We start from the raw sequence: 20,842 nt of genomic DNA on the forward strand, positions 1-20,842 counted from the left end.
AGGTCGTGGCAGCGATTAACAGTAGAGTCAGGCCTTGCCGTTACAGCTTGACGGCAGAGTCGGGGGGCCGGTGACGCAGGCCACAGGCAAACAGCCCCGGGCTCTTAGCTCGGTCGATAAACGCGCACATTGGCATGCCCCTCACTGAGCAAATGGTGGGCATGCAGGCGACTCATCACGCCTTTGTCGCAATACAGCAGGTACTGACGGCTGTTATCCAGTTCCTTGAAACGCGCGTTCAATGCATAGAACGGCAGCGTTTGCACGTCGATGCCAGCGATTTCCAGCGGCTCATCTTCAGCAGCATCCGGGTGACGGATGTCGACAACGATCTGGCCGGCCAGGGCTTCGCTGACTTCTTCGATTTTCACGTCTTGGCCCAATTCGTCGATTACGCGATCGATCGGGACCATTTTGGCGTTCTCGAGCGCACGCTCCAGAATCGCCATGTCGAACTGTTGTTCTTCGTACTCCACGCGGTTGCGCTTGGCGTGGGTCTTGGGGTTCACCGAAATGACCCCGCAATATTCAGGCATGTGCTTGGCAAAGTCCGCCGTGCCGATTTCTTCGGCCAGGTCGATGATGTCCTGCTTGTGGCTGGCGATCAGCGGGCGCAGCACCAGCTTCTCGGTCACGCAGTCGATCAGCGACAGGTTCGGCAGCGTCTGGCTGGACACCTGGGAAATCGCTTCACCGGTCACCAGCGCGTCAATCTGCAACTGATCGGCGATTCGGGACGCAGCGCGCAACATCATACGCTTCAATACGACGCCCATATGACCGTTATCGACTTTGCCGAGAATTTCTCCCAGCACTTCCTCGAACGGCACGCTTACAAATAGCACGCGCTGGGAGCTGCCGTACTTCTTCCAGATGTAATGCGCGACTTCCATCACGCCCAATTCGTGTGCACGCCCGCCCAGGTTGAAGAAGCAGAAGTGGCTCATCAGGCCGCGGCGCATGATCTGGTAGGCCGCCACCGTGGAATCGAAACCGCCGGACATCAATACCAGGGTCTGTTCCAGGGCGCCCAATGGGTAGCCGCCGATGCTGTTGTGCTGGCTGTGGATCACAAACAACCGTTGGTCGCGAATTTCCATGCGCACTTCAATTTGCGGCGCCTTGAGGGAAATTCCAGCGGCGCCGCACTCGCGACGCAGCTTGCTGCCGACGTATTTTTCGACGTCCATGGAGCTGAACGAATGCTTGCCGGCACGCTTGCAGCGCACCGAAAAAATCTTGCCTTCCAGCGAGCTGCCGTAGTGCTGCTTGCACTTCTCGGTGATGTCGTCGAAGTCGCCCAGCGGGTACTCATCCACCTGCAGGAAATGGGCGATGCCTGGCATGCAACTCAGGCGCTCGGTCATGTCTTTCAAGGCTTTGGCGTCGGTAATGCGGGTTTCCAGCTCGAGATTGTCCCACACGCCGTTCACCACCACAGCCGGGTCCAGGTCACGGAGCACGGCACGGATGTTCTTGGCCAATTGACGGATGAAACGCGTCCGTACCGGTCGGCTTTTGATGGTGATCTCGGGGAAGACTTTAACGATTAATTTCATGGAAACAGCGCGCGCCGGGCCTGCTGAAAAAGGGGGGCGCGGATTATAGCGGAAATCGCTCAAGGTTTAACCAGTTAATATGCATCGCACCCGCAACGCACCAAAACGGGTCATTTACACAAATAAACGCTACATTGCAGTGCGCTATTTATACCGTTTCAACGAATTGCACCGTTATAGGGGCCATTTTGAGGCAAAACGGCCATGTTGGCGCACTGGCATGCAATTTGCTCTCTTGTGAGGCAGGTTGCCATGGCGGAGTATCCGCGCCGGCATCACCCACATTCTAAGGGCTACTCCACTACCCAGCCCGAAGCCACCCGGAGGACACCATGTCGAAGTCGGTTCAACTCATCAAAGATCATGACGTTAAATGGATTGATCTGCGCTTCACGGACACAAAAGGCACTCAGCACCACGTGACCATGCCGGCTCGCGACGCGCTGGATGATGCTTTCTTCGAAGAAGGCAAAATGTTCGACGGCTCCTCCATCGCTGGCTGGAAAGGCATCGAAGCCTCCGACATGATCCTGATGCCGGACGACAGCACTGCCGTGCTCGACCCGTTCACCGAAGACCCAACCCTGATCATCGTCTGCGACGTGATCGAGCCTTCGACCATGCAAGGCTACGACCGCGACCCACGTGCGATCGCCAAGCGTGCCGAGGAATACCTGAAGTCCACCGGTATCGGTGACACCGTATTCGTAGGCCCGGAGCCAGAATTCTTCATCTTTGATTCGGTCAAGTTCAAGTCCGACATCTCCGGCTCCATGTTCAAGATCTTCTCCGAACAGGGTTCCTGGATGTCCGACCAGGACATCGAAGGCGGCAACAAAGGCCACCGCCCAGGTGTCAAGGGTGGCTACTTCCCAGTTCCGCCGTTCGACCACGACCACGAAATCCGTACCTCCATGTGCAACGCCATGGAAGAGATGGGCCTGGTCATCGAAGTTCACCACCACGAAGTGGCCACTGCCGGCCAGAACGAAATCGGTGTGAAGTTCAACACCCTGGTAGCCAAGGCTGACGAAGTACAAACCCTGAAGTACTGCGTACACAACGTGGCTGATGCCTACGGCCGTACCGCTACCTTCATGCCTAAGCCGCTGTATGGCGATAACGGTTCGGGTATGCACGTTCACCTGTCCATCGCCAAAGAAGGCAAGAACACCTTCGCTGGCGAAGGTTATGCCGGCCTGTCCGACACTGCCCTGTACTTCATCGGCGGTATCATCAAGCACGGTAAGGCCCTGAACGGCTTCACCAACCCGTCGACCAACTCCTACAAGCGTCTGGTGCCAGGTTTCGAAGCACCGGTAATGCTGGCCTACTCGGCTCGCAACCGTTCCGCCTCGATCCGTATTCCTTACGTGTCCAGCCCTCGCGCTCGCCGTATCGAAGCCCGCTTCCCGGATCCAGCGGCCAACCCGTACCTGGCCTTCGCTGCCCTGGTCATGGCTGGCCTGGACGGTATCCAGAACAAGATCCACCCAGGCGATGCCGCCGACAAAAACTTGTACGACCTGCCGCCTGAAGAGGCCAAAGAGATCCCACAAGTGTGCGGCAGCCTGAAAGAGGCCCTGGAAGAACTGGACAAGGGCCGTGCGTTCCTGACCAAAGGCGGCGTATTCAGCGACGACTTCATCGATGCCTACATCGAGCTGAAAAGCGAAGAAGAAATCAAGGTGCGCACCTTCGTACACCCACTGGAATACGAGCTGTACTACAGCTGCTGATCCGGTAGCGCTACTTAACGTGGCGTGACGAAAAAGACCTCCCCCGGGAGGTCTTTTTTTTGCCTGGGGATTACGCTACCTCACATCAGCAAGCCCCCCACGAGGAGATCACCATTGAAACGTCGACTTGCGTTCGCCCTGCTGTTCGTCAGCGCCGGTGCTTGCGCCGCCCCACCAGCCCTTGAGCCACTGCTCAACAGCATTGCCGAACGCCTGACCATTGCCGACCAGGTGGCCTTGAGCAAATGGGACAGCAAAAAGCCCGTAGAAGATAAGAAACGCGAGCAAGAAGTGCTCGCCAGCGTCATCGCCCAGGCGCCGGAGTACAAGCTGGAGCCTGCCGCCGCCGAGCAGTTTTTCTCAGCGCAGATCGAGGCGAACAAACTGGTGCAATACACCCACTTGTCCGACTGGCAGTTCCAGGGCAAGGCACCTGACGAGTCGCGCCCGGACCTGATCAAGCAGATTCGCCCGCAACTGGATCAACTGCAAAAACGCCTGCTTGAACAATTGGCCGATTTCACCCCGCAGCGCAGCGACCCGCAGTGCCCGCAGTGGCTGGCCGCCGCCATCCATGAGCCGCTCAATGACTCCACCCGCCAACTCGCCATGATCCGCGCCACAGCCGAGCTGTGTATCTACAAAGGCTAGACCTGAAAATCCGATTTAAATGTGGGAGGGGGCTTGCTCCCGATAGAGGTGGTTCAGTTGATGAATATGCTGACTGACACCCTGCTATCGGGAGCAAGCCCCCCTCCCACATTTGGACTGTATGCATTCAGGGCCATCTCTGGCAGCCTCCTGAGCAACCTTCACAAAACCGCACTATATTGGTGCGATAGGTTGCACCCTCCCCGCAGGCACAGCCCATTTTGGTTCGAATCTTCCCGATGAAGCCGGCAGAACGCCACAGTTTCGCGCCTCAACCCCCCATTTCATGGGTTGAACGCTTCTTTTCGGAGCTTTGGTTTGGTTTTTGCATTTTCCTTGTATCAGCGTGTGCCTCAAGCCCGCGCCTTGCTCCAAAAGAGGTCCCGATGACCATCAGCGATGCACTGCACCGTTTGTTACTCGACAACCTGACCACCGCGACCATCCTGCTTAATGCCGACTTGCGCCTTGAGTACATGAACCCGGCGGCGGAGATGCTCCTGGCCATCAGCGGCCAGCGCAGCCATGGGCAGTTCATCAGCGAGTTGTTCACCGAGTCGGCCGAAGCCTTGAGCTCATTGCGCCAGGCAGTGGAGCAAGCACACCCGTTCACCAAGCGCGAGGCGATGCTGACCGCCCTCACCGGCCAGACCCTGACGGTCGACTACGCCGTGACCCCAATCCTGAGCAACGGCGCCACCCTGCTGTTGCTCGAAGTGCATCCGCGTGACCGCTTGCTGCGCATCACCAAGGAAGAAGCGCAACTGTCCAAGCAAGAGACCAGCAAGATGCTGGTGCGTGGCCTGGCCCATGAGATCAAGAACCCGCTGGGTGGAATTCGCGGCGCCGCGCAGTTGCTGGCCCGCGAGTTGCCGGAGGAGCATCTCAAGGACTACACCAACGTCATCATCGAAGAGGCCGACCGCTTGCGTAACCTGGTGGACCGTATGCTCGGCTCCAACAAGCTGCCGTCCCTGGCGATGACTAACGTGCACGAAGTGCTCGAGCGCGTGTGCCAGTTGGTCGAGGCCGAAAGCCAAGGCTGCATCACCCTGGTACGTGACTACGACCCAAGCATTCCCGACGTATTGATCGACCGCGAGCAGATGATCCAGGCGGTGCTCAATATCGTGCGCAACGCCATGCAGGCCATCAGCAGCCAGAACGAGCTGCGCCTGGGCCGCATCAGCCTGCGTACCCGCGCCCTGCGCCAGTTCACCATCGGCCATGTGCGCCATCGCCTGGTGACCAAGGTCGAGATCATCGACAACGGCCCGGGCATTCCGGCGGAACTACAGGAAACCATCTTCTTTCCCATGGTCAGCGGCCGCCCGGACGGTACCGGGCTGGGCCTGGCCATTACCCAGAACATCATCAGCCAGCACCAGGGCTTGATCGAATGTGAAAGCCATCCTGGCCACACCACCTTCTCGATCTTTCTGCCTCTGGAACAAGGAGCCCCATCGACATGAGCCGTAGTGAAACTGTGTGGATCGTCGATGACGACCGTTCTATCCGCTGGGTCTTGGAGAAAGCCTTGCAACAGGAAGGCATGACCACTCAAAGCTTCGACAGCGCCGACGGCGTGATGAGCCGCCTGGCGCGCCAGCAGCCCGACGTGATCATCTCCGACATCCGCATGCCCGGCGCCAGTGGCCTGGACTTGCTTGCACGCATCCGCGAGCAGCACCCGCGCTTGCCGGTGATCATCATGACCGCGCACTCGGACCTGGACAGCGCTGTCGCGTCCTACCAGGGTGGCGCTTTTGAATACCTGCCCAAGCCGTTCGACGTGGACGAAGCCGTGGCGCTGGTCAAGCGTGCCAACCAGCATGCCCAGGAACAGCAAAACCAGGAAGCCCCGCCTGCCCTGACCCGCACCCCGGAAATCATCGGTGAAGCGCCGGCGATGCAGGAAGTGTTCCGCGCCATCGGGCGCTTGAGCCACTCCAACATCACCGTGCTGATCAACGGCGAATCGGGCACCGGCAAAGAGCTGGTGGCTCATGCACTGCACCGCCACAGCCCTCGGGCGGCCTCGCCGTTCATCGCGCTGAACATGGCGGCGATTCCGAAGGACTTGATGGAGTCCGAGCTGTTCGGCCACGAGAAAGGCGCGTTTACCGGCGCCGCCAACCTGCGGCGCGGGCGTTTTGAACAGGCGGACGGCGGCACACTGTTCCTCGATGAAATCGGCGATATGCCGGCCGATACCCAAACCCGCTTGCTGCGGGTGCTGGCGGACGGTGAGTTTTATCGCGTTGGCGGGCACACGCCGGTCAAAGTCGATGTGCGCATCATCGCGGCGACGCACCAGAACCTCGAAACCCTGGTGCACGCGGGCAAATTCCGTGAGGACTTGTTCCATCGCCTTAACGTGATCCGCATTCATATCCCGCGCATGTCGGACCGTCGCGAAGACATTCCGACTCTCGCCCGCCACTTCCTCAGCCGCGCAGCCCTGGAGCTGGCCGTAGAGCCGAAACTGCTGAAAAGCGAGACCGAGGAATACCTGAAGAACCTGCCATGGCCCGGCAACGTGCGTCAGTTGGAGAACACTTGCCGCTGGATCACCGTGATGGCGTCCGGGCGCGAAGTGCATATCAGCGACCTGCCGCCGGAGCTGCTGAGCCTGCCGCAAGACTCGGCACCGGTGACCAACTGGGAACAGGCCCTGCGCCAATGGGCCGACCAGGCCCTGGCACGCGGCCAGTCCAACCTGCTGGACAGCGCCGTGCCGACGTTCGAGCGGATCATGATCGAGACCGCCTTGAAGCACACCGCCGGCCGCCGCCGCGATGCCGCGGTGTTGCTGGGTTGGGGGCGCAATACCCTGACGCGCAAGATCAAGGAGTTGGGGATGAAGGTGGATGGCGGGGATGATGAAGAGGGTGATGAGGGCTGATCACACATCCCTGATCCACTGAACATCTAATGTGGGAGGGGGCTTGCTCCCGATGGCGGTGTATCAGTTACAGATGTTATGACTGACCCACTGCTATCGGGAGCAAGCCCCCTCCCACATTTGGATCTCTACAAGGCTCCAGGATTGTGCACCGCTTCGATGCACCATGAACCGGCATCGGGCAAGCCTTTCAACGCTGAAACAACCGAACAGCTCAGAAAACCTTGCACACCGAAAACACCAAAGCCCCGTAACCCGGGGCTTTGCGCTTTCTGAAAAAATTATTTGGCACAACTCGACGACTCTGGCACGCGCCCTGCAATAACCCTGGTACTACCCAGTTTCGGGGACCTTGGTACAGGCAGGCCGAGAATCCCCTCTTTTATACGAAGCCCCTGGGCTTCACGCTTTTGGGAGCCCTGGTACAGGCAGGCCGGGAACTCCCTCTTTTATTGCTCTTGGAGATGGACCTCCAGCCGCCAGCGGCCCTCGACCTTTTCCCCGCCCCACTCGCCGCGCAACGGCCGCGCAGCCACCAGGTTCAGCAGCAAGCCCCCATCGGTTTTTCGTACCCGCCAGTTCACATCCTTGTCATTGACCTTGAGCTGCCCACTCGCCGGCTTGCCCAACGCGTCGAACAACAGCGCCACGGTGCCGTCGATATGCTCGCCGTGCAGCTTGGGCTCGCTGTTGAACCACACCACCACACCGTCGACCGCAGGCATTACCTCCAGCAGTTCGACCGGGTCCGGGGTGGTCAGGCGACCAATCATCAAGCCGACCATCAAGCCGACAATCGCCAACGAACCCAAAACCCTCGGCAATAGCTTCGGCCTGGGATCCTCTTCGAGGGTAGAATGCAGCGCATCTTTGCCTTCGGAGCCGTGCATGTTTCACGTCATCCTTTTTCAACCAGAAATTCCGCCGAATACCGGCAACGTTATCAGGCTGTGCGCCAACAGTGGCTGCCACCTGCATTTGATCGAGCCATTGGGGTTCGACATGGACGACAAGCGCCTGCGCCGCGCCGGGCTGGACTACCACGAGTACGCCACCCTCAAGCGCCACTCAGACCTCGCAAGCTGCCTGGAAAGCCTGGGGCACCCACGCTTGTTTGCGTTCACCACCAAGGGCTCGCGGCCGTTTCATGATGCCAGCTTTGCCGAAGGCGATGCCTTCCTGTTCGGCCCGGAAAGCCGTGGCCTGCCGGCCGAAGTACTCGATGCGCTCCCGGAAGGCCATCGCCTGCGCCTGCCGATGCGCGAGGGTTGTCGCAGCCTGAACCTGTCGAACACCGTAGCCGTTGCCGTCTATGAAGGCTGGCGCCAACTCGGCTTCAAGTAACACGCAAAACAAATGTGGGAGGGGGTTTGCTCCCGATGGCGGAGTGTCAGTCAACACTTATGTGACTGGTCCACCGCTATCGGGGGCAAGCCCCCTCCCACATTTTTTATTGCGTCGACTTATTGAACCGTCGGTGCGCCTTCCTGTTGCATGCGCTGCAGCTCTTGAGCGTACAGGGCATCGAAGTTCACCGGTGCCAGCATCAGCGCCGGGAACGAGCCACGGGTGACCAGGCTGTCCAGGGTCTCACGGGCATACGGGAACAGGATGTTCGGGCAGAACGCGCCCAGGGTGTGGCTCATGGACGCTTCGTCCAGGCCCTGGATCAGGAAGATGCCGGCCTGTTGCACTTCTGCGATGAAGGCCACTTCGTCGCCATTCTTGACGGTGACCGACAGGGTCAGCACGACTTCGTGGAAGTCACCTTCCAGGGCTTTTTGACGGGTGTTCAGGTCCAGCGCAACGCTTGGGGTCCACTCCTGGCGGAAGATAGCCGGGCTTTTCGGCGCTTCGAACGACAGGTCACGCACGTAGATGCGCTGCAGCGAGAATTGTGGGCCTTGGTCTTGAGCTGCTTCGGTGTTCTGTTGGTCAGTCATCGCAGATCCTTCTTTATCTTGGGGTCTTTAAGGGTTTAGGAGTCAGACGAGCAGCAGCGCGTCGAGTTTACCGGCGCGCTCAAGGGCGAACAGGTCATCGCAACCACCGATGTGCTTGGCGCCGATCCAGATCTGCGGGACCGACGTGCGGCCAGCCTTCTTGGCCATTTCGGCGCGCACCTGGGGCTTGCCATCGACCTTGATTTCTTCGAAGGCCACCTTCTTGCTCTGGAGCAACTGCTTGGCTCGGATGCAAAAAGGGCAATAATCGCTGGAGTAAACGACAACCTGGCTCATATCACTTCACCAGCGGCAGGTTATCGCCACGCCAGCTGCTGATACCACCCGACAGCTTGGCGGCGGTGAAGCCGGTCTTTAGCATCTCGCGGGCGTGGGTACCGGAGTGCTGGCCTTGGGCGTCGACCAGGATGATGGTCTTGGCCTTGTATTTTTCCAGCTCGGCCAAGCGCGCGATCAGCTTGTCCTGGGGAATGTTCAGGGCGCCAACGATATGGCCGGCGGCATAATCCTTGACCGGGCGAATATCGACGACAACGGCCTCATCCTTGTTGACCAGCGCGGTCAGCTCCGACGTGCTCAGGCTGCGACCACCGCGGCTCAGTTCATGAGCGATCAGCAGCGCCAGCAGGATGACGAAGGCACCCACAAGCAGGTAGTGGGCAGTGGCAAATGCAATCAGGTGATCAACCATCAAGGAGGTTCCAGGGCGTTAAAATGGCGGTAAGTATACACAGCCGCCAGGGGGGGCCAACCCCCGTAAAGCGGTGACGTGGTTGGAACTTCGCTTTAAACTGCCACTCCCTTTTCAATTGTCTTCCTTTATTACCGCCGCGAGAGGATCTATGACTACTACGCCTAAACCTTTGGTCCTGATAATTCTCGATGGCTTCGGACACAGTGAAAGCCACCACGACAACGCCGTGTACTCGGCCAACAAGCCAGTGCTGGACCGCCTGGCCGCCACCGTTCCCAACGGTTTGATCTCCGGTTCAGGCATGGACGTGGGCCTGCCGGACGGCCAGATGGGCAACTCGGAAGTCGGCCACATGAACCTCGGCGCCGGACGAGTGGTATACCAAGACTTCACACGCGTGACCAAATCGATCCGCGACGGCGAGTTCTTCGAGAACCCGACTATTTGCGCGGCGGTGGATAAAGCAGTCGCGGCCGGCAAAGCCGTGCACTTCATGGGCCTGCTGTCGGACGGTGGCGTACACAGCCATCAGGACCACCTGGTGGCCATGGCCGAACTGGCCTTCAAGCGCGGCGCCGACAAGATCTACCTGCATGCCTTCCTCGACGGCCGTGATACCCCGCCGAAAAGCGCGCAATCGTCCATCGAACTGCTCGACACCACTTTCGCCGCCCTCGGCAAAGGCCGCATCGCCAGCCTGGTAGGCCGCTACTTCGCCATGGACCGCGACAACCGTTGGGACCGCGTGTCCCAGGCCTACAACCTGATCGTCGACGGCCAGGCCGAATTCAATGCCGCCACCGCCCAGGAAGGCCTGGAAGCAGCCTACGCCCGTGGCGAAAGCGATGAGTTCGTCAAGGCCACCACCATCGGCGAGCCGGTCAAGGTCGAAGACGGCGACGCCGTGGTGTTCATGAACTTCCGTGCCGACCGTGCCCGCGAGCTGAGCCACGTGTTCGTCGATGACGGTTTCAAAGACTTCGAACGCGCGCGCCAGCCGAAAGTCGAGTTCGTCATGCTCACCCAATACGCCGCCAACATCCCGGCCCCGTCGGCGTTCGCCCCGGGCAGCCTGGAAAACGTGCTGGGCGACTACCTGGCGAAAAACGGCAAGACCCAGCTGCGCATCGCTGAGACCGAGAAATACGCCCACGTGACCTTCTTCTTCTCCGGTGGCCGCGAAGAACCGTTCCCGGGCGAAGAACGCATCCTGATCCCGTCGCCAAAAGTCGCGACCTACGACCTGCAACCGGAAATGAGCGCACCCGAAGTCACCGACAAAATCGTCGACGCCATTGAGCACCAGCGTTATGACGTGATCGTGGTCAACTACGCCAACGGTGACATGGTCGGCCACAGTGGCAACCTGGAAGCAGCCGTTAAAGCCGTGGAATGCCTGGACCTGTGCGTCGGCCGTATCGTCGACGCCCTGGAAAAAGTCGGCGGCGAAGCGCTGATCACGGCCGACCACGGTAACTGCGAGCAAATGTCCGACGAATCCACCGGCCAGGCGCATACCGCCCACACTACCGAGCCAGTGCCGTTCATCTACGTTGGCAAACGCGATCTGAAAGTGCGTGACGGCGGCGTGTTGGCCGATGTCGCGCCGACCATGTTGATGCTGATGGGGTTGGAGAAGCCGGCGGAGATGACTGGCACTTCGATATTGGTTTAAGCACTAAACACCCGATTAAATTGCCATAAACGGCTTTTTATGACGAACGCCTCAAAGCAGTTGGCCTTGAGGCGTTTTTTTTGCGGCGCTTGGCGGGCATACTAGGCCGTCCCTTTCCCTGGTGTCGCCCGCCTCTATGCTTCGCGCCTTGATTACCCTCGCTCTTGTCTGCCTGCTCCAACCGGCTGTTGCCGATGAGCGCGCACAAACCCAACAACAGTTGGACGCTACGCGTCAGGACATTACCGAGCTGAAAAAGCTGCTCGGCAAGCTCCAGGAAGAAAAATCCGGGGTGCAGAAAGACCTGCGCGGCACCGAAACCGAAATGGGCAAGCTCGAGAAGCAGGTCCAGGAGCTGCAAAAAGAACTAAAGAAGAGCGAGTCGGAACTGGAGCGACTCGACGCTGAGAAAAAAAAACTCCAGAGCGCACGCGTTGAACAGCAACGCCTGATCGCGATCCAGGCCCGTGCCGCGTACCAGAGCGGCCGCCAGGAATACCTCAAGCTGCTGCTCAACCAGCAGAACCCGGAAAAATTCGCCCGTACCCTCACCTATTACGACTACCTGAGCCAGGCGCGCCTGGCGCAACTGAAGGGTTTCAACGAAACCCTGCGCCAATTGGCCAATGTCGAACAGGAAATTGCCGACCAGCAATCACAGCTGCTCGATCAGAAAAGCGCCCTGGATACCCAGCGCGATCAGTTGGACAAGGTACGCAAGGAACGCCAGCAAGCCCTGGCCAAGCTCAACAGTGATGTAAAGGCCCGCGACGCCAAGCTCCAGGCCCGCGAGCAGGACCAGGCCGACCTGGCCAAAGTGCTCAAGACCATCGAAGAAACCCTGGCCCGCCAGGCACGCGAGGCCGAAGAAGCGCGGCAAAAAGCGCTGATCGCCCAGCAGGAAGCGGAAAAAAAGCGCCAGCGTGAGGCCGAACTGGCTGCCACCAGTGACGCGCCAGCACCACGTAAACCGGCGCGCACAGCCCCTGGCCCGCTGGTTTCCAGCAGCGGCGAGTCGTTCGGCGGCCCTTTTGCATCAGCCCGGGGCAAACTTCCATGGCCTGTTGATGGTCGACTACTGGCACGCTTCGGCGAAACCCGTGGCGATGACACCCGCGCCAAGTGGGATGGGGTGATGATCAGCGCCTCTGCCGGCAGCCAGGTCCATGCTGTCCACGGTGGGCGCGTGGTGTTTGCCGATTGGCTGCGCGGCGCTGGTTTGCTGGTGATTCTTGACCACGGCAATGGCTATTTGAGCCTTTACGGCCACAATCAGACATTACTCAAGTCGGCAGGTGATGTTGTAAAAGCCGGTGAATCCATCTCCACTGTCGGTAACAGTGGCGGCCAGGACACCCCGGCGCTGTACTTCGCTATTCGTCAGCAGGGCCGCCCGAGCGACCCTGCACAATGGTGCAGATCCCAAGGATAGGGTCGCATCTACATTAGGAGTTCGTTCGACATGCTGCATTTGTCCCGCCTCACTTCGCTGGCCCTGACGATCGCCCTGGTGATCGGCGCGCCTCTGGCTTTTGCCGACCAGGCCGCTGCGGCTGCACCCGCCGCCATGGCCGCGACCACCAAGGCGCCGTTGCCGCTGGACGAGCTGCGCACCTTCGCCGAGGTCATGGACCGCATCAAGGCAGCGTATGTCGAACCCGTAGACGACAAGACCCTGCTGGAAAATGCCATCAAGGGCATGCTCAGCAACCTCGACCCGCATTCCGCCTACCTGGGCCCGGAAGATTTCGCCGAGTTGCAGGAAAGCACCAGCGGCGAGTTCGGTGGCCTGGGCATCGAAGTGGGCTCCGAGGACGGCCAGATCAAAGTGGTCTCGCCCATCGACGACACCCCAGCGTCCAAGGCCGGCATCCAGGCTGGCGACCTGATCGTGAAGATCAACGGCCAGCCGACCCGCGGCCAGACCATGACCGAAGCCGTCGACAAGATGCGTGGCAAACTCGGCCAGAAGATCACCCTGACCCTGGTACGCGACGGCGGCAACCCGTTTGACGTGACCCTGGCCCGCGCCACCATCACGGTCAAGAGCGTGAAGAGCCAGTTGCTGGAGTCAGGCTACGGCTACATCCGCATCACTCAGTTCCAGGTCAAGACCGGCGACGAAGTGGCCAAGGCCCTGGCCAAGCTGCGCAAAGACAACGGCAAGAAACTCAACGGCATCGTGCTCGACTTGCGCAACAACCCCGGCGGCGTGTTGCAATCGGCAGTCGAAGTGGTCGACCACTTCGTCACCAAGGGCCTGATCGTCTACACCAAGGGCCGTATCGCCAACTCCGAGCTGCGTTTCTCGGCCACCGGCAACGACCTGAGCGAGAACGTGCCGCTGGCCGTGTTGATCAACGGCGGCAGCGCCTCGGCTTCGGAAATCGTCGCCGGTGCCCTGCAGGACCTCAAGCGCGGCGTGCTGATGGGCACCACCAGCTTCGGCAAAGGCTCGGTACAAACGGTATTGCCGTTGAACAACGAGCGTGCGCTGAAGATCACCACGGCGCTGTACTACACGCCGAACGGCCGCTCGATCCAGGCCCAGGGCATTGTGCCGGACATCGAGGTACGCCGCGCCAAGATCACCAATGAGATTGACGGCGAGTACTACAAAGAGGCCGACCTGCAAGGCCACCTGGGCAATGGCAACGGCGGCGCCGACCAGCCAACCGGCAGCGGCGCCAAGGCCAAGCCGATGCCGCAGGACGATGACTACCAACTGGCCCAGGCGCTGAGCCTGCTTAAAGGCCTGAGCATCACCCGCAGCCGTTGATCATGCGATTTGCCCTGATCATCGCTATGTTGTGCAGCCTGGCAGGCGTCGCCCACGCGGCGCCTGCCAGCGAGCCACATAAAGCCTACCTGACCCTCATCATCGACGACCTGGGGCAAAACCTGCCGCGGGATCGTCGCGTGCTGGCCCTACCTGGGCCGGTGACTACGGCTATCATGCCCGACACGCCCCACGCCGCCGAATTTGCCCGCGAGGCCCACAAGGCGGGCAAGATTGTGATCCTGCACATGCCCATGGACCCGGCCACCGGTCCGTTTGCCTGGCACCCGGGCCTGCCTGTGGAAGAACTCGGCAAGCGCCTGGACGCCGCGTTCCAGGCTGTGCCCTATACCGCCGGCATCAACAACCACATGGGCAGCCGCATGACGGCGCAGCCAGAGGCGATGGCGTGGTTGATGGCCGAGCTACAACGGCGCCACAAGTTCTTTGTGGACAGCCGTACCAGCGCGCAAACCGTCGCTGCCGCCCAGGCGCAGAAGATCGGCCTGGCCCATGTATCGCGGGATGTGTTCCTTGATGACGAACGCACCGAGGCGGCGATTACCACCCAACTGCAAACCGCAATCAAGCTGGCGCATAAACAAGGGTCGGCAGTGATGATCGGGCATCCTTACCCACAGACCCTAGCGGTGCTGGAGCGCGAGCTGCCCAAGCTCAAGGCCCAGGGCGTCGACTGGATCGATATCAAACTGATGATCAGCGTGCGCAGCAATCAGGCCATGGCCGGGCACGGCAAGAACGGTATTTACCGCTAGATCAAGATGGCGCAGCTCCCACAGTGGTGCTTGCCAGTTAGAGGTAACGCGCCATGATCTCGTCGACGACGCCGTCTTTGCGCAGCTGGTCCAGCGCAACCTGCAGCTTGGCCACCAGTTCGTCCGGCACATCCTTGTTCAACGCAAGGTAAAGCTGCGCGCTGTTGAACCGCAACACGGTCTTGAGCCCTGTCACACCGACCTGACGCGCCAGGTAACGCCCAGCCGGGTCGCCGGTGGCCCACAGGTCGATCTGGCCGTCCATGAGCTTTTGCGCATTGTCTTGATCACGCAACACGACAATAGGGTTGAGCCCCTGCTTATCAAGCGTTTCGGCGATGGCATCCCCCTTGTAGGCGCCGATCTTGTAGGCGCGGGCGTGCTCAAGGTCGCTGAGTTGGATCTTGCTGTCAGCTTTAGCCAGCAGCACCCAGTCGTCTGGGCCGATGGGGCCGACCCATTTGAACAAGGCTTCACGGTCTGGCAGCCGTGCCATGACAAATACACCGTAGCCCGGCTTTTCCAGGGTGAGTTTGTAGATTCGCTCCCAAGGGAAACGCAGGGTGAGATTGTAGGAAATGCCAGCACGCTTGAAGGTTTCGCGCACGATGTCCACGGCAATGCCTTCGATGTTCTCGTCCTTGGCGAAGTTCTTGCCGTTTTTCGCCATGTTGTAGGGCGGGAAGTTTTCCGTCAGCAACACCAGAGAGGCGTCAGACGGTTCTTCGGCTTGGACCGTACCGGCCATGAGCATGGAGGTACTGGCGAGGGCGAGCAGCAGGTGCTTGAACATGAAGGCTACCGGAATCCATGGCAAGCGCAGAGAGTGCCGCGAGCCTGCCATGGTGTCCAGCAGCGTTTAGCGAACGACGATACCGCGTGCTGCCATGTAGGCCTTGGCCTCGGGCACAGTGTATTCGCCAAAGTGGAAAATACTCGCCGCCAGCACCGCACTGGCGTGGCCTTCGAGCACGCCGTCGGCCAGGTGCTGCAGGTTGCCAACACCACCGGAGGCGATCACCGGAATGCCAAGGGCATCGCTGATAGCGCGGGTTACGCCCAGGTCGAAGCCGTTTTTCATGCCGTCCTGGTCCATGCTGGTCAGCAGGATTTCACCGGCGCCCAGGGCCTCCATCTTCATCGCCCACTCCACCGCGTCCAGGCCGGTTGGCTTGCGACCGCCGTGGGTGAAGATCTCCCAGCGCGGGGTTTCGCCCGGGCCGGAGACTTTCTTGGCATCGATGGCGACCACGATGCATTGTGAACCAAAGTGCTGCGCGGCTTCGCCGACAAACTCTGGGTTGAACACGGCTGCAGTGTTGATCGAGACCTTGTCTGCACCGGCGTTGAGCAGGTTGCGGATGTCTTGCACGGTGCGCACGCCGCCGCCGACGGTCAGCGGGATGAACACCTGGCTGGCCATGCGCTCCACGGTATGCAGCGTGGTGTCGCGGCCGTCGACGCTGGCGGTAATGTCGAGAAAGGTGATCTCGTCGGCACCTTGCTCATCGTAGCGACGGGCGATTTCCACCGGGTCGCCGGCATCTCGGATGTTCTCGAACTTGACGCCCTTGACCACGCGACCGTTGTCGACGTCCAGGCAAGGGATGATGCGTTTGGCCAGCGCCATGGTCAGTCCTCAGCCGTTGTAGGCATCGCAGTAAGCCTGGGCTTCGGCAACGTCCAGAGTGCCTTCATAGATCGCACGGCCGGTGATGGCGCCGATGATCCCGGGCGCCTTGGCGTCCAGCAGCGACTTGATGTCGCCCAGGTTGTGGATACCGCCGGAAGCAATCACCGGAATCTTGGTGGCGGCCGCCAGCGCAGCAGTAAACGGCACGTTGCAGCCCTGCATCATGCCGTCTTTGGCAATGTCGGTATAAACGATGGCGGACACGCCGTCGGCTTCGAACTGCTTGGCCAGGTCGATGACTTGCACGGTGCTGATTTCAGCCCAGCCGTCGGTGGCGACGAAACCGTCTTTAGCGTCCAGACCCACGATCACTTTGCCCGGAAACGCCCGGCAGGCTTCGGCAACGAAGGCGGGGTCTTTCACGGCCTTGGTGCCGATGATCACGTAGCTCACGCCGGCCTTGACGTAATGCTCGATGGTTTCCAGGGAGCGGATACCGCCGCCGATCTGGATCGGCAGGTTCGGGTAGCGCTTGGCGATCGCGGTCACCACCTCGCCATTGACCGGCTGGCCTTCGAAGGCACCGTTCAAGTCCACCAGATGCAGACGACGGCAGCCCCCTTCCACCCATTTGGCGGCCATGCTCACCGGGTCATCGGAGAACACGGTGGAGTCTTCCATACGGCCTTGGCGCAGACGTACGCAGGCGCCGTCCTTGAGATCGATAGCGGGGATAATCAGCATCTGGCAAACCTTATTCGAAATTCAGCAATGCTTGGGAAATCAGGGTTTCTCAAGCGACCACAAGTCGCTTTCGATGCTTTCGAACCTTTCTTTAAGGAGCGTCTGCGTGTCGAAAATCGCCCTGTTGTAATAGTGCGGCGCCACTTCGGTGGTGAACAACTCAAGAATCTCGGCGACCTCGAACGAGCCCAGCTTGAGCTCGAAGCGGTCCTCCATGAAACGCTTGATCTTGTCGGTGGCCTCACGCTCCTGCTCGGGCGTGAGGTTCAAGATCGGCGGCTTCGGTTTCTTGGCCATTTACCAGCGACCATCCCACGCGGCGAAGTTTTGCAGCAATTGCAGGCCATGGGTATGGCTCTTCTCCGGGTGGAATTGCACGGCAAAACGCGAACCTTCGGCCAGCGCTGCGGCGAAGTCGACGCCATAGTGCCCGCCACCCACCACCTGGCGCGGGTTACCGGCGGCGATGTAGTAGCTGTGCACGAAGTAGAAACGCGCCATGTCCGGGATTTCGTGCCACAGCGGGTGGTCGACGGTGCGGCGCACTTCGTTCCAGCCCATGTGCGGGACTTTCAAATGTTCGCCGTCTTCATGCAGGTCCTTGCCGAAGAACTTCACCTGGCCTGGAAACAGGCCGATGCAGTCGACACCCTCGTTCTCTTCGCTGCTGTCGAGCAAGGCTTGCATGCCCACGCAGATACCCAGAAACGGGCGGTCCTGGCTGACCTCGCGCACCAGGCTGTCAAAGCCCAGGCGGCGGATCTCGGCCATGCAATCACGAATCGCGCCAACACCCGGGAATACCACGCGGTCAGCTTCACGAATCACATTGGCATCGCTGGTGATCAGCACCTTGCCGGCGCCTACGTGCTCGAGGGCCTTGGCCACCGAGTGCAGGTTACCCATGCCGTAATCGATAACGGCGACCGTCTGCATTACAAAACGCCCTTGGTCGAAGGCATTTGCCCGCCCATGCGCTCATCGACCTCCACGGCCATGCGCAATGCGCGGCCGAAAGCCTTGAACACGGTTTCGATCTGGTGGTGGGTGTTGGTGCCGCGCAGGTTGTCGATGTGCAGGCTGACGAGCGCGTGGTTGACGAAGCCCTGGAAGAATTCCTGGAACAGGTCGACGTCAAAGCCGCGGCCCACGTTGGCACGGGTGTAGGGCACGTGCATCTGCAGGCCTGGGCGGCCGGAGAAGTCGATGACCACTCGCGACAGCGCTTCGTCCAGCGGCACATAGGCATGGCCGTAGCGACGGATGCCTTTTTTGTCGCCGACGGCCTTGGCAAAGGCCTGGCCGAGGGTGATGCCCACGTCTTCCACCATGTGGTGGTCGTCGATGTGCAGGTCGCCTTTGCCGACGATATCCAGGTCGATCAGCCCATGACGGGCGATCTGGTCCAGCATGTGCTCAAGAAAAGGGACACCGATATCAAATCGGGCCTTTCCGGTGCCATCCAGGTTGATCGAGGCTTTGATCTGGGTTTCCAGAGTGTCGCGCTCGACAGACGCCTTACGTTCGGCCATCACCAGCTCCGCAAAATCATTGGGCGAAAAAGGCAGCCATTATAGGGGCGCGGGCGCCAAACAGAAACATCGAAGGGGATAAGACTGATGGGGTGTCGGGGATAGACATGTGCATACAAGTACGGACCCACTTATGAAAACTCTGCACATCCAATGTGGGAGGGGGCTTGCTCCCGATGGCGGTAGCTCAGTCGCATGGTGGCTGACTGACCTAACGCTATCGGGAGCAAGCCCCCTCCCACAAGGGTTTTGCAGTGTTAGTGGAACAGTACCGCGGTCTTCTGCAGGGTCACCCACACACCCCACGCCAACGGAATACCCACCACCAACCAGGCGGCTATCGCCAACGGCTTGCTGCCGGCGGACGCTTTCCACTCCAGCACGGTGGTCGCATCAGCGCCTTTGTCATGCCCCAGCGCCTGCTCGGCGGCCAGTTCAGCGTCGGTCATGAAGTACTTGTCGGCCACCGGGCGTACCAGCATGTTGCAGATAAAGCCCAGCACCAGCAGACCCGCGAGGATATACAAGGTGATGTCATAGGCCGCAGCGCGTTCAACGCCGATGCTCAACTGGTATTCACGCAGGTAGTTCACCAGTACCGGGCCCAATACGCCCGCCGCTGCCCAGGCCGTCAACAGGCGACCGTGGATAGCACCGACCATCTGGGTACCGAACAGGTCAGCCAGGTAAGCCGGAACGGTCGCAAAACCACCGCCGTACATCGACAGGATGATGCAGAACGCGGCCACGAACAGCGCTACGTTACCCAGGTGTCCGAGGTTCGGGATCAGCGCGTACAGGGCAAAGCCCAGGGCGAAGAACACGAAGTAGGTGTTTTTACGCCCCAGGTAATCGGAGAACGACGCCCAGAAGAACCGGCCACCGATGTTGAACAGACTCAACAGCCCGGTAAAGCCAGCGGCGATGGCCGCAATGGAGGCAAGCTGACCTGCATCCAGTTGGCCAAATGGCACATCAACCCCCAGCAGCTTGCCGCCGAACACTTCCTGCAACAGTGGCGACGCCATGCCGAGGATGCCGATACCGGCCGATACGTTCAGGCACAACACCAGCCATACCAGGCGGAATTGCGGGGTTTTCCACGCGACGTTCACATGTACATGACGGTGAGTGATCATCGCATTGCTGGCTTTTTTCGCCGGCGCGGTCCAGCCCTCAGGCTTCCAGCCAGTTGGCGGAACGCGGTACAGCAGTGCACCACCAATCATGAACACGAAGTAAATCGCCGCCATGACCACGAAGCTCTGCCATACGCCCACGCTGGTCGGCGAAGAGAAGTGGCCCATCAGCGCTGCGGCCAGGGGTGCACCCACCATCGCGCCGCCGCCAAAGCCCATGATCGCCATGCCGGTCGCCATGCCGCGCTTGTCCGGGAACCACTTGATCAAGGTCGATACGGGCGAGATATAGCCCAGGCCCAGGCCGATACCACCAATGACCCCGGAGCCGATCCACATCAGCCAGATCTGGTGGGTATAAATGCCCAACGCCGAGATCAGCAGGCCACCACACCAGCACAGCGCCGAGACGACACCGGCCTTGCGTGGCCCGGCATGTTCCAGCCAGCCGCCCCAGATCGCTGCCGAGCAGCCCAGGAAGATGAAAAACAGGGTGTAGATCCAGCCCAGCATGGAAATGGGCCAGTCGCATTGGGACGAGAAGACTTGGGCGATGAAGCCCATGTCCGGCGCGCAGGCGACCGGTGTGGTGATACCCAGCGCTTTGGACAATGGCAGCCAGAATACGGAGAAGCCGTAGGCCATGCCGATACACAGGTGGATGGCCAGGGCGGCCGGTGGAACCAGCCAGCGGTTGAACCCCGGCTTGGCGATGATGCGTTCCTTGGACAGGAACGCAGGCTGTGCGGCGGCGCCGGCCACAGTGCTAGTGCTCATTGGTGTTTCCCCCAGTTATTAGTATGCATCCGTCAGGCGCTCTCTCCCTCGGCCTTGCACGCAAAGCGTGGCCGTTTTGTTGAGTAAAGCTCCATTTAGGCGCGACGTTAAGTCGCAGAAGGCGGACGAACGTGCAGAGATTAGCACCAGTGGATGACAGAAAAATCAAACTGCCACTACCTTTTTTGGATTCTCTGATTTTTCTGACGTCAAAATCCTATTTAAGCGCCCCTGGATACAATGTAACGATCCGTGAACTGACGCAGGCCGTCGGG

21 protein-coding genes are annotated in these 20,842 nt (G+C 60.2%); 9 read left to right on the top strand and 12 right to left on the bottom strand.

Features of this window, described 5'->3' with window-relative positions; all coding sequences use genetic code 11:
- Positions 1–104: 104 nt before the first annotated feature.
- Positions 105–1,559 carry a tRNA uracil 4-sulfurtransferase ThiI gene (gene thiI, locus FRT59_RS15415; protein ID WP_034117298.1) on the bottom strand — a complete coding sequence of 485 codons (1,455 nt, stop codon included), beginning with the start codon at positions 1,557–1,559 and terminating at the stop codon, positions 105–107.
- 332 nt (positions 1,560–1,891) lie between these two features.
- Between thiI and glnA the strand changes: the two genes are divergently transcribed.
- The 4 genes from glnA (at position 1,892) to ntrC (ending at position 6,854) form a co-directional block, all read left to right on the top strand.
- Positions 1,892–3,298: a glutamate--ammonia ligase gene (gene glnA / locus FRT59_RS15420; RefSeq protein ID WP_065885748.1), complete on the top strand. Its 1,407-nt coding sequence runs from the start codon at positions 1,892–1,894 to the stop codon at positions 3,296–3,298.
- Between the two features lie 114 nt (positions 3,299–3,412).
- A complete protein-coding gene (locus FRT59_RS15425) occupies positions 3,413–3,949 on the top strand; it encodes a chorismate mutase (RefSeq protein WP_153871600.1) in 537 nt (178 codons plus the stop codon).
- Positions 3,950–4,335: 386 nt separating this feature from the next.
- Complete coding sequence (gene glnL / locus FRT59_RS15430) at positions 4,336–5,421, top strand: nitrogen regulation protein NR(II) (protein WP_034117295.1); 1,086 nt, start codon at positions 4,336–4,338, stop codon at positions 5,419–5,421.
- Positions 5,418–6,854, top strand: a complete 1,437-nt coding sequence (gene ntrC, locus FRT59_RS15435) for a nitrogen regulation protein NR(I) (protein WP_153838660.1) — start codon at positions 5,418–5,420, stop codon at positions 6,852–6,854. The genes glnL and ntrC overlap by 4 nt, the downstream gene beginning before the upstream one ends.
- 449 nt (positions 6,855–7,303) lie before the next feature.
- Here the strand turns inward: ntrC and FRT59_RS15440 are convergent, their stop codons facing one another.
- The gene (locus FRT59_RS15440) at positions 7,304–7,744 is read right to left on the bottom strand and encodes a hypothetical protein (protein ID WP_034117293.1); all 441 of its coding nucleotides are present in this window, start codon (positions 7,742–7,744) and stop codon (positions 7,304–7,306) included.
- Here FRT59_RS15440 and FRT59_RS15445 point away from each other — a divergent pair.
- Positions 7,743–8,198 (top strand): tRNA (cytidine(34)-2'-O)-methyltransferase, encoded by a 456-nt coding sequence (locus FRT59_RS15445; protein WP_153838658.1) that lies wholly within the window; start codon positions 7,743–7,745, stop codon positions 8,196–8,198. The genes FRT59_RS15440 and FRT59_RS15445 overlap by 2 nt on opposite strands.
- 119 nt (positions 8,199–8,317) lie before the next feature.
- On the opposite strand, the gene secB is transcribed toward FRT59_RS15445, so the two are convergent.
- Genes secB through FRT59_RS15460 form a run of 3 tightly spaced genes read right to left on the bottom strand, consistent with a single transcriptional unit; the run spans position 8,318 to position 9,509 of the window.
- The gene (gene secB, locus FRT59_RS15450; RefSeq protein WP_034117291.1) at positions 8,318–8,797 is read right to left on the bottom strand and encodes a protein-export chaperone SecB; all 480 of its coding nucleotides are present in this window, start codon (positions 8,795–8,797) and stop codon (positions 8,318–8,320) included.
- A 42-nt stretch (positions 8,798–8,839) separates the two neighbouring features.
- Entirely contained in the window at positions 8,840–9,094 is a 255-nt protein-coding gene (gene grxC, locus FRT59_RS15455; RefSeq protein WP_034117290.1) for a glutaredoxin 3, read from the bottom strand.
- Position 9,095: 1 nt separating this feature from the next.
- Positions 9,096–9,509, bottom strand: coding sequence for a rhodanese-like domain-containing protein (locus tag FRT59_RS15460; RefSeq protein WP_034117289.1), 414 nt, complete (start codon positions 9,507–9,509; stop codon positions 9,096–9,098).
- Between the two features lie 151 nt (positions 9,510–9,660).
- On the opposite strand from FRT59_RS15460, the gene gpmI reads away from it, so the two are divergent.
- The 4 genes from gpmI (at position 9,661) to FRT59_RS15480 (ending at position 14,742) form a co-directional block, all read left to right on the top strand.
- On the top strand, positions 9,661–11,187 hold the full coding sequence (gene gpmI, locus FRT59_RS15465; protein ID WP_034117288.1) for a 2,3-bisphosphoglycerate-independent phosphoglycerate mutase: 1,527 nt from the start codon (positions 9,661–9,663) through the stop codon (positions 11,185–11,187).
- A gap of 136 nt (positions 11,188–11,323) precedes the next feature.
- Complete coding sequence (locus tag FRT59_RS15470; RefSeq protein WP_034117287.1) at positions 11,324–12,619, top strand: murein hydrolase activator EnvC family protein; 1,296 nt, start codon at positions 11,324–11,326, stop codon at positions 12,617–12,619.
- A 30-nt stretch (positions 12,620–12,649) separates the two neighbouring features.
- The gene (locus FRT59_RS15475) at positions 12,650–13,966 is read left to right on the top strand and encodes a S41 family peptidase (RefSeq protein ID WP_153838656.1); all 1,317 of its coding nucleotides are present in this window, start codon (positions 12,650–12,652) and stop codon (positions 13,964–13,966) included.
- Between the two features lie 2 nt (positions 13,967–13,968).
- Positions 13,969–14,742 carry a divergent polysaccharide deacetylase family protein gene (locus FRT59_RS15480; RefSeq protein ID WP_153871601.1) on the top strand — a complete coding sequence of 258 codons (774 nt, stop codon included), beginning with the start codon at positions 13,969–13,971 and terminating at the stop codon, positions 14,740–14,742.
- A gap of 37 nt (positions 14,743–14,779) precedes the next feature.
- Here the strand turns inward: FRT59_RS15480 and FRT59_RS15485 are convergent, their stop codons facing one another.
- From FRT59_RS15485 to FRT59_RS15515, 7 genes are all read right to left on the bottom strand, one after another.
- The gene (locus FRT59_RS15485) at positions 14,780–15,535 is read right to left on the bottom strand and encodes a substrate-binding periplasmic protein (protein WP_153871602.1); all 756 of its coding nucleotides are present in this window, start codon (positions 15,533–15,535) and stop codon (positions 14,780–14,782) included.
- Positions 15,536–15,601: 66 nt separating this feature from the next.
- Positions 15,602–16,372 (bottom strand): imidazole glycerol phosphate synthase subunit HisF, encoded by a 771-nt coding sequence (gene hisF, locus FRT59_RS15490; protein ID WP_034117283.1) that lies wholly within the window; start codon positions 16,370–16,372, stop codon positions 15,602–15,604.
- A gap of 9 nt (positions 16,373–16,381) precedes the next feature.
- Positions 16,382–17,119, bottom strand: a complete 738-nt coding sequence (gene hisA, locus FRT59_RS15495) for a 1-(5-phosphoribosyl)-5-[(5-phosphoribosylamino)methylideneamino]imidazole-4-carboxamide isomerase (protein ID WP_003187784.1) — start codon at positions 17,117–17,119, stop codon at positions 16,382–16,384.
- A gap of 39 nt (positions 17,120–17,158) precedes the next feature.
- Positions 17,159–17,416, bottom strand: a complete 258-nt coding sequence (locus FRT59_RS15500) for a DUF2164 domain-containing protein (RefSeq protein ID WP_005783916.1) — start codon at positions 17,414–17,416, stop codon at positions 17,159–17,161.
- The gene (hisH, locus tag FRT59_RS15505) at positions 17,417–18,055 is read right to left on the bottom strand and encodes an imidazole glycerol phosphate synthase subunit HisH (RefSeq protein WP_034117282.1); all 639 of its coding nucleotides are present in this window, start codon (positions 18,053–18,055) and stop codon (positions 17,417–17,419) included.
- Entirely contained in the window at positions 18,055–18,651 is a 597-nt protein-coding gene (gene hisB / locus FRT59_RS15510; protein ID WP_043047299.1) for an imidazoleglycerol-phosphate dehydratase HisB, read from the bottom strand. Before hisB ends, hisH begins: the two co-directional genes overlap by 1 nt.
- 257 nt (positions 18,652–18,908) lie before the next feature.
- Positions 18,909–20,567 (bottom strand): OFA family MFS transporter, encoded by a 1,659-nt coding sequence (locus FRT59_RS15515; RefSeq protein ID WP_153871603.1) that lies wholly within the window; start codon positions 20,565–20,567, stop codon positions 18,909–18,911.
- Positions 20,568–20,842 lie beyond the last annotated feature (275 nt).

Source organism: Pseudomonas haemolytica (assembly GCF_009659625.1).
GTDB lineage: Bacteria > Pseudomonadota > Gammaproteobacteria > Pseudomonadales > Pseudomonadaceae > Aquipseudomonas > Aquipseudomonas haemolytica.

Bases quoted from the DNA above. Each gene is read 5' to 3' on its own strand.
- thiI (WP_034117298.1), bottom strand. From the start codon at position 1,559: ATGAAATTAATCGTTAAAGTCTTCCCCGAGATCACCATCAAAAGCCGA.
- glnA (WP_065885748.1), top strand. From the start codon at position 1,892: ATGTCGAAGTCGGTTCAACTCATCAAAGATCATGACGTTAAATGGATT.
- glnL (WP_034117295.1), top strand. From the start codon at position 4,336: ATGACCATCAGCGATGCACTGCACCGTTTGTTACTCGACAACCTGACC.
- ntrC (WP_153838660.1), top strand. From the start codon at position 5,418: ATGAGCCGTAGTGAAACTGTGTGGATCGTCGATGACGACCGTTCTATC.
- FRT59_RS15445 (WP_153838658.1), top strand. From the start codon at position 7,743: ATGTTTCACGTCATCCTTTTTCAACCAGAAATTCCGCCGAATACCGGC.
- FRT59_RS15440 (WP_034117293.1), bottom strand. From the start codon at position 7,744: ATGCACGGCTCCGAAGGCAAAGATGCGCTGCATTCTACCCTCGAAGAG.
- secB (WP_034117291.1), bottom strand. From the start codon at position 8,797: ATGACTGACCAACAGAACACCGAAGCAGCTCAAGACCAAGGCCCACAA.
- grxC (WP_034117290.1), bottom strand. From the start codon at position 9,094: ATGAGCCAGGTTGTCGTTTACTCCAGCGATTATTGCCCTTTTTGCATC.
- FRT59_RS15460 (WP_034117289.1), bottom strand. From the start codon at position 9,509: ATGGTTGATCACCTGATTGCATTTGCCACTGCCCACTACCTGCTTGTG.
- gpmI (WP_034117288.1), top strand. From the start codon at position 9,661: ATGACTACTACGCCTAAACCTTTGGTCCTGATAATTCTCGATGGCTTC.
- FRT59_RS15470 (WP_034117287.1), top strand. From the start codon at position 11,324: ATGCTTCGCGCCTTGATTACCCTCGCTCTTGTCTGCCTGCTCCAACCG.
- FRT59_RS15475 (WP_153838656.1), top strand. From the start codon at position 12,650: ATGCTGCATTTGTCCCGCCTCACTTCGCTGGCCCTGACGATCGCCCTG.
- FRT59_RS15480 (WP_153871601.1), top strand. From the start codon at position 13,969: ATGCGATTTGCCCTGATCATCGCTATGTTGTGCAGCCTGGCAGGCGTC.
- FRT59_RS15485 (WP_153871602.1), bottom strand. From the start codon at position 15,535: ATGTTCAAGCACCTGCTGCTCGCCCTCGCCAGTACCTCCATGCTCATG.
- hisF (WP_034117283.1), bottom strand. From the start codon at position 16,372: ATGGCGCTGGCCAAACGCATCATCCCTTGCCTGGACGTCGACAACGGT.
- hisA (WP_003187784.1), bottom strand. From the start codon at position 17,119: ATGCTGATTATCCCCGCTATCGATCTCAAGGACGGCGCCTGCGTACGT.
- FRT59_RS15500 (WP_005783916.1), bottom strand. From the start codon at position 17,416: ATGGCCAAGAAACCGAAGCCGCCGATCTTGAACCTCACGCCCGAGCAG.
- hisH (WP_034117282.1), bottom strand. From the start codon at position 18,055: ATGCAGACGGTCGCCGTTATCGATTACGGCATGGGTAACCTGCACTCG.
- hisB (WP_043047299.1), bottom strand. From the start codon at position 18,651: ATGGCCGAACGTAAGGCGTCTGTCGAGCGCGACACTCTGGAAACCCAG.
- FRT59_RS15515 (WP_153871603.1), bottom strand. From the start codon at position 20,567: ATGAGCACTAGCACTGTGGCCGGCGCCGCCGCACAGCCTGCGTTCCTG.